The 7348-nt window shown below is 53.0% G+C and carries 8 protein-coding genes; 7 read left to right on the forward strand and 1 reads right to left on the reverse strand.

Annotated features, from left to right (window positions below):
- From AU511_RS16315 to AU511_RS16330, 4 genes are all read left to right on the forward strand, one after another.
- Nucleotides 1–836: alpha/beta hydrolase family protein (locus AU511_RS16315; protein WP_139829411.1), on the forward strand; the 836-nt coding region annotated here is incomplete at its 5' end.
- 372 nt (nucleotides 837–1208) lie between these two features.
- On the forward strand, nucleotides 1209–2174 hold the full coding sequence (dusB, locus tag AU511_RS16320; protein WP_094102176.1) for a tRNA dihydrouridine synthase DusB: 966 nt from the start codon (nucleotides 1209–1211) through the stop codon (nucleotides 2172–2174).
- A 23-nt stretch (nucleotides 2175–2197) separates the two neighbouring features.
- Nucleotides 2198–2494 (forward strand): DNA-binding transcriptional regulator Fis, encoded by a 297-nt coding sequence (fis, locus tag AU511_RS16325; protein WP_012883002.1) that lies wholly within the window; start codon nucleotides 2198–2200, stop codon nucleotides 2492–2494.
- A gap of 303 nt (nucleotides 2495–2797) precedes the next feature.
- Nucleotides 2798–3031, forward strand: coding sequence for a YkvA family protein (locus AU511_RS16330; RefSeq protein WP_205756466.1), 234 nt, complete (start codon nucleotides 2798–2800; stop codon nucleotides 3029–3031).
- A gap of 101 nt (nucleotides 3032–3132) precedes the next feature.
- Here AU511_RS16330 and AU511_RS16335 read toward each other — a convergent pair whose 3' ends face one another.
- Nucleotides 3133–3582, reverse strand: a complete 450-nt coding sequence (locus AU511_RS16335) for an RcnB family protein (RefSeq protein ID WP_094102177.1) — start codon at nucleotides 3580–3582, stop codon at nucleotides 3133–3135.
- A 346-nt stretch (nucleotides 3583–3928) separates the two neighbouring features.
- Between AU511_RS16335 and AU511_RS16340 the strand changes: the two genes are divergently transcribed.
- From AU511_RS16340 to AU511_RS16350, 3 genes are all read left to right on the forward strand, one after another.
- Nucleotides 3929–5104 (forward strand): uroporphyrinogen decarboxylase/cobalamine-independent methonine synthase family protein, encoded by a 1176-nt coding sequence (locus tag AU511_RS16340; protein WP_094110313.1) that lies wholly within the window; start codon nucleotides 3929–3931, stop codon nucleotides 5102–5104.
- A 253-nt stretch (nucleotides 5105–5357) separates the two neighbouring features.
- A complete protein-coding gene (locus AU511_RS16345; RefSeq protein ID WP_094102179.1) occupies nucleotides 5358–6128 on the forward strand; it encodes an amino acid ABC transporter substrate-binding protein in 771 nt (256 codons plus the stop codon).
- 23 nt (nucleotides 6129–6151) lie between these two features.
- On the forward strand, nucleotides 6152–6817 hold the full coding sequence (locus AU511_RS16350) for an amino acid ABC transporter permease (protein ID WP_094102180.1): 666 nt from the start codon (nucleotides 6152–6154) through the stop codon (nucleotides 6815–6817).
- The last annotated feature ends 531 nt before the right edge of the window (nucleotides 6818–7348 follow it).

Below are 7348 nucleotides of genomic sequence, written 5' to 3' on the forward strand. Positions count from 1 at the left end.
AGGCTGAGACGCCGCCAGTGAAGCTATTCAAGACCGTACATTATCCGTCGCCCGTGGGCGAACTAGTCGCCTATCTGACGCCCGACCCCAAAGACGGCAAGCGGCATCCGGCTGTGGTGTGGGCCCACGGCGGCTATGGCGGCATAGGAAGCTTCCTTTGGGAACCTCAGGACGCCGACAACGATCAAAGCGGTCGCGCATTCCCCGAGGCCGGCATCGTTACGATGATGCCAAGCTGGCGCGGGGAAAATGACAATCCCGGCAAGTTCGAGATGTTTTACGGCGAGATTAACGATTTACATGCCGCGAGAGACTATCTGGCTAAACTTCCATACGTCGATCCCAACCGCATATATCTCGTCGGCCACAGCACGGGTGGGACGATGGCGCTTTTGGGAAACGAATATCAACAGGGTTTCCGCGCAGCGTTTTCACTTGGGGGCGTGCCTGATTTAGCATTGAGATTGAGTCGCGGCTCCACCGCCGTCGGCCCCTCTTTCAACACCGAAAACCCACGTGAGTTTTACCTGCGATCTCCCCGCACTTTTATCACGCACCTCAAATCGCCGACCTACTATTTTGAAGGCAGCGACAATTACTGGGAATATTCACTGCCCCAGATGGAGAAGGACGCACAAAACGCGGGCGTGCCTTTTCATGCCTATAGCGTGCCGCACGGCGACCACTTTTCTATCATCTTGCCGGTTACGCATCTCATCGCCCAAAAAATTCTGCACGATACCGGGGAGCAGCCGGACATCGAATTTTCCCCCGCTGACATCGAACATATCAGCCAGGAAATTGACGCGGTGATAGACGAAACCGATCAAGAGTAGGAACCCGCCGCCACTGCGATGATACAAATCAGGAGCACTCTATGGCTGTCGCCAGACCGATAGATTGCTCCTCTTTCCGCTGAATATGATGCATTTTTCACTACCAATTGCCGTCATTGCCCCATGAATCGCTCCCTGACGCCGTATCTTCACGGTCTTTTCACTTCTAATAAGCCCTTGTCGACGGCGTGGACCATAGAGCGAGACCCCACATAACCACATGATATGTATCGTTAAAATAAAAATTTCCTTTGATGAAACGCCATTTTATTGATCTGTTACGCGTAATTGCTCAAAGTTTGGCCTTTCCTATCGCGTGAAAAATGCGTAATATACGCGCCCTTGCAGACACAGTATGGTCACTCTTTGTCTATGCACATTGGACAATTTCAGCTTCCCAATCGTTTGATAGCCGCCCCGATGGCCGGTATTAGCGATCGCCCATTCAGAGCACTCTGTCACATGATGGGCGCTGGAATGACGGTGTCTGAAATGCTCTCTTCCAATCCGGAAGTATGGCGTTCGGACAAGTCCCGCTTGCGCATGGTGCATAGCGATGAACCTGGTATCAGAGCCGTGCAGATTGCCGGCAGCGATCCAGGGGAGATGGCGGCGGCGGCCAGCATCAATGCTGAGTTCGGCGCGCAGATCATCGACATCAATATGGGATGTCCAGCCAAGAAAGTGAACCGCAAGTTGGCGGGGTCTGCATTACTGCAGCATCCTGATCTGGTGAAACAGATTCTGACGGCGGTGGTGAAAGCGGTAGACGTACCGGTGACGCTGAAAATTCGTACGGGCTGGTCTCCAGAGCACCGCAACTGTGTACAAATTGCCAGATTGGCTGAAGATTGTGGTATCCAGGCCCTCACCATTCATGGGCGAACACGTACGTGCTTGTTCAATGGCGAGGCCGAGTACGACAGCATTCGGACAGTTAAGCAGGCCGTCGGCATTCCCATTATTGCGAATGGCGACATTACTGACCCGCATAAAGCCAGAGCGGTTCTCGATTACACCGGGGCCGATGCCCTGATGATAGGACGGGCCGCTCAGGGAAGACCCTGGATCTTTCGGGAAATCCAGCATTATCTGGACACAGGGGAGCTGCTGCCACCGATGCCAATGGCAGAGGTTAAGCGCTTGCTGATCGGGCACATACGGGAATTGCATGACTTTTATGGTCCAGGCAAGGGATTCCGTATCGCTCGTAAGCACGTTTCCTGGTATCTCCAGGAACATGCCCCGGACGACCAGTTTAGGCGCACATTCAACGCCATTGAGGATGCCAGCGAACAGCTGGAGGCGTTGGAGGCATATTTTGAAAATCTTGCGTAAACAGAAAAAGAGCTGACAGAACTATGTTCGAACAACGCGTGAATTCTGACGTACTGACCGTTTCCACCGTAAACTCTCAGGCTCAGGTAACCCAAAAACCCCTGCGCGACTCGGTTAAACAGGCACTGAAGAACTATTTTGCTCAACTGAACGGTCAGGATGTGAATGACTTGTATGAGCTGGTACTGGCTGAAGTAGAGCAACCACTGTTGGACATGGTGATGCAATATACTCGCGGCAACCAGACCCGTGCAGCACTGATGATGGGTATCAACCGCGGCACTTTGCGTAAGAAACTGAAAAAATACGGCATGAACTAATAACGTTCGGCATCCGTGTTTTCACAAGGCGTTGATGAGCGATCATCAACGCCTTTTTTGTGTCCGTTTTCCGCCGGACTGCCCCGCGCTTTGCCATAATGACGTCATCTGCGTGGCGCTAAACGTTGACCGACAGGTTGAAGATGAGAGGCCACATAACGCCATGATCAAGGCCACTGACCGGGAGCGACAACTGATGGGGAATAAGTTTACTCAGGCAAACGATTTCAACGAGACGCGCTTTTGGACCAAGATAGTCGGCTACGCCAAAAAGGCCGGGAGCGAGGTAATTGAGAAAGTGCTATGGCTCTATTACGCCGCACAACGGCTGATACGCCGGTATGGGCCAAGACCACCATCTACGCCGCGTTGGCTTACTTTGTTCTGCCCCTGGATGCCATTCCGGATGCGCTGCCGGTGGTAGGATTCACAGACGATCTGGGCGTTCTTGTCGGGGCTCTGGGCACCGTCAGCTTGTACGTCAACGAAGAGGTCAAACAGCAGACCCGCGATAAACTCGCAGACTGGTTCGACTAATCATCGACGCCGACGTTTTGGAACTCACGAGTTGCGTTGCTAAGAGCGGGGAAAAATACCGGGTGAGGGGTGCCGGAGACGCGCTCCGGCACTCGTCAACATTAATGCTGCAGGGCGCTGTTGAGAATAATCGAGGTGATAACGCCCGTTGCGGCCGCAATCAGCACGTAGTTGCCGTCGATGTAAGCCCAATGCTGGCCTGACGGCGGCTGTCTCAAGCCGCGAGCACGCCAGTCGTTGACACGATAATCATTGCCGCGGTAACGAGCCGGAGCCGGTTTGCCCCTTCTGAAATCGTGACCATTGGAGACAAAGTGGTCGCGAGCGCCGCCGCGCTGTACGTGCGCCTGCTGCCGACCCGGTTCGCCATGCCCGCCGCGATTTGCTTGACCGCCACGATTGCCATCATGACCGCCATGCTGCTGGCTTCCCGGTCCCTGCTGCCATTGCTTACCGTCCTGATGATCTGGACCCGCGGCAAAAGAGGCGGTTGAGAGCAGGCTACTCGCTGTAAATACCGTCATTACCATGGCCAACGTCAATTTTTTCATCACAGTCTTCCTCAAATGGTCCTGCCTTTAATAAGCAGATTACACAGCACTATCGTCCACACTACGGCAGTCTTGAATAACGAAATGTCTTAAATCGTGCTTTCTTAACTAGTTTTACCCTGCTTATCGAATTCTTAACACATCAGCACATCTTCGCGTCATTTTCGCCCTTTCGTACCGCTTAGCGTTCATACAAACAGTGTAGTCGATGGAAATTTCATGCGAAATCCGCACGCCGGCCAAGATGAAATTTCCTCAATCATGCTGAGGGAATTTCATCTCATCGGGGGATTAGTTCCATGATAATCTCTGTCGACTAAAATAATTAAGAAGGGATTTTATATTCATGACAACCATTAGGACGCAACGCGCCCCATTCCGTGCCGACGTAGTAGGGAGCTATCTTCGACCCCAGTATCTGCATGATGCCAGAGCAAAATTTTCCGAGGGTAACCTTTCCGTCGACGAGCTGCGGGCCGTTGAAGACAAGGCCATCATTGAGCTGGTCGAAAAACAGAAAACCGCCGGTTTGCAGGTGATTACCGACGGCGAATTCCGTCGTAGCTGGTGGCACCTCGATTTCATGTGGGGCCTAAACGGCGTGGAAAAAACGCTCATCGGCAAGGGCTACACATTTGCCGACAAGGAAACACGTCCGGAAACCGCGCGCCTAACCGGTAAGATCTCCGGCGAGAACCATCCGTTCATCGAACATTTCAAATTTCTGCTTCAATTCGCAGAGCCAGGCATAACACCGCGACTGACTGTGCCTTCCGCGGCGCAGTTCTTGGCCGAGCTGCAGCGTCCAGATAACAAAGCCAAGACATTAGAGTTTTACCCGACTGAAGAGTCGCTGGTGCAGGATATCGCTAGCGCCTACCGTACCTTTATCAAAGAACTGTATGCCGCGGGTTGTCGCAATCTGCAATTAGATGACTGCACCTGGGGCATGCTGGTCGATCCGAAATTTGCGGGCGGCGGCGGTGCCGATACACCGAACTCCGCGGGCTGCGGCTGTGGTCATCACGCAGAACCGGTTGAAGGCAGCAAAGTGCACACGCTGGCCGAGCTGTATTTGAAGGTCAATAACGCAAGCGTAGAAGGTGCGCCAGAAGACCTGGTACTGACGACACACGTATGTCGTGGCAACTATGCTTCATCTTGGGCCGCCAGCGGCGGTTACCAGCCGGTCGCGAGCGTGCTGTTCGCCCGTGAAAATGTCTCTGCCTACTATCTCGAGTTCGATACCGAACGCGCCGGCGATTTCTCTCCGCTGGCTCAGGTATCAGGCGATAAGCAGGTTGTTCTGGGACTGATCTCTTCCAAGTTCGGCGAACTGGAAGACAAGCAAGCGGTGATTGACCGCATCAAAGAAGCCACCCAATTCATGCCGCTGGAGCGCCTGTGCCTCAGTACGCAGTGCGGTTTTGCCTCAACGGAAGAAGGCAACGAAATCACCGAAGCGCAACAGTGGGCGAAAATCGCGTTGGTCAAAGAGATCGCTGACGCCGTCTGGGGTTAACGGACAGCTCATCGTCATCACGCCAAGATCAAAGGGGCGGGTTATCCGTCCCTTTTTCTTCATTTATTCTCCCGCCAGCGCCAACGCCTCCCCCATTGTGGAAAAAACCGCCACGGACCACTATATTTATGCCTTGTTGCTATAAACCATCACCTTATGTGATTAGCAATATGTGGCGATATCACGTAGATTCTCGCCGCTCGGCCTCATAAGCATGCCGGTTGTTATCTCCCCCGTCTTTGTAGGAACCACGATGAAAAAAATCAGCGTTGCATTACTGACTGGCGCGTTACTTGTCACCAGTGCTCTGGTACAGGCGCAGGACGATCTCAGCACCATTAAGGCTGCCGGGGTCATGAAATTCGGTACGGAAGGGACCTACGCCCCTTATACCTATCACGATAAATCGGGGAAATTGGTCGGTTTTGATGTGGAAATAGGCCGTGCAGTGGCCGAGAAGATCGGCGTGAAAGCCGAGTTCGTCGAAGGACGTTGGGACGGATTGATCGCCGGGCTGAGCGCAGGCCGCTATGACGCCGTCGTTAATCAGGTCGGTATCACGCCTGAACGTCAGGTGAAATTCGATTTTTCCAAACCTTATATCGATGCGAAGTCTGTGCTGGTTGTCCGTAACGACAACACCACGATCAAGACATTTGAAGATCTCAAAGGTCATAAATCCGCACAAAGTCTGACCAGTAATTACTCGAAGCTGGCGACGCGGTACGGCGCGGACATCGTCCCTACCGACGGATTTAACCAATCGCTGGACCTGGTGCTGAGCGGCCGCGCCGACGCGACGCTGAACGACAATCTGTCGTTCCTCGACTTCAAAAAACAGAAGCCGGATGCGAAAGTTAAAGTCGCCGCCACCGCTGAAAGCGGCGATCCCTCCGCCATTCTGGTGCGTAAAGGACAAACCCCGCTGGTCGAGGCTATCAACCACGCGCTGGACCAGATGAAAGCGGATGGCACGTATAAAACGATTTCTGTGCGATACTTCGGGGAAGATGTTTCCCAGTAACCGCAAAGATATCGGAGTTTTAGATGCCACCCTGGCTACAACTTATGGCAGACTCCTTTTGGAGTCTGCTTTCTGCTGGACTGAAGTTCACCGTTCCCTTAGCCATTATCTCCTTCATTCTCGGGCTAACCCTCGGGATCGTCGTCGCCTTGATTCGACTTTACGGGCCTCGTCCGCTGAAATGGATTGCCGATTTTTACGTCTGGGTCATTCGCGGCACGCCGCTGTTGGTGCAGCTGTTTTTGATTTTCTACGGGCTACCCAGCGCCGGTATCACTCTGGATGCGTTTCCAGCCGCGCTAATCGGTTTTACTCTTAATGTAGGAGCTTATAGCTCCGAGATCGTACGTGGAGCCATACTGTCCGTGCCTCAGGGGCAGTGGAACGCCGCCTACTCGCTGGGCATGAAAGGCACTCAGGCTATTCGATGGGTCATCTTTCCCCAATCGGTCTTTGTGTCCTTACCCCCGCTATCGAATACCTTTATCTCTCTAATCAAAGATACCTCGCTGGCGGCCGTTATCACCGTGCCGGAGATGTTTCTTGCCGCTCAGCGCATCGTCTCGGTCACCTATGAACCGCTCATCATGTATATTGAAGCCGCAATGATTTACCTGCTGTTCTGTACCATTCTCAGCAAAATTCAGACGCGGCTGGAAAGCTTCTATCAACGGCATAACGTTCGTTGAAGGCGTCCCCGGCCGCCTGCAATGCGGGGGGCCGAATAACTCATTTATTTTATAGATAGTTATGTCCTCCACCACCCCGTCGGAATCTCGTCCTCCAGCCCTCCACCCTCCGCACGGCTCAGCAATTCAGTAACAAGTTGCACTAAAAAAGACAACAAATGCCTTGGTGATGCACTGGTTAAGATCGCGGCGTTCTGCTAAACCCGCCAAGGCGATCATTTCGCACCAAAAGCAGGCAATATTTTGAGCACCGTAATTATATTGGTGCAATACATTGCAAGTTTTGTGTGCTCCCTCACAAAGCTCCCCGCCATCAGCCCGAGAGCATCTGTCACGGATTGGCATTAGTTTTGCTTAATCACCTCACGGCCCAATGTCCAAATGACGGAGCCGGCAGACACGACGGATGCAACGCTGCATCCATGACCACAGCACGTAACTCATTAGGCACATAAGATGATGAAAAAATTGATCATGTCTACGCTGGTCGCGGGCGCTTCTCTCTTGGCCGCGACGCAACAGGCCCATGCT

This window comes from Lonsdalea iberica (assembly GCF_002111585.1).
Lineage (GTDB): Bacteria > Pseudomonadota > Gammaproteobacteria > Enterobacterales > Enterobacteriaceae > Lonsdalea > Lonsdalea iberica.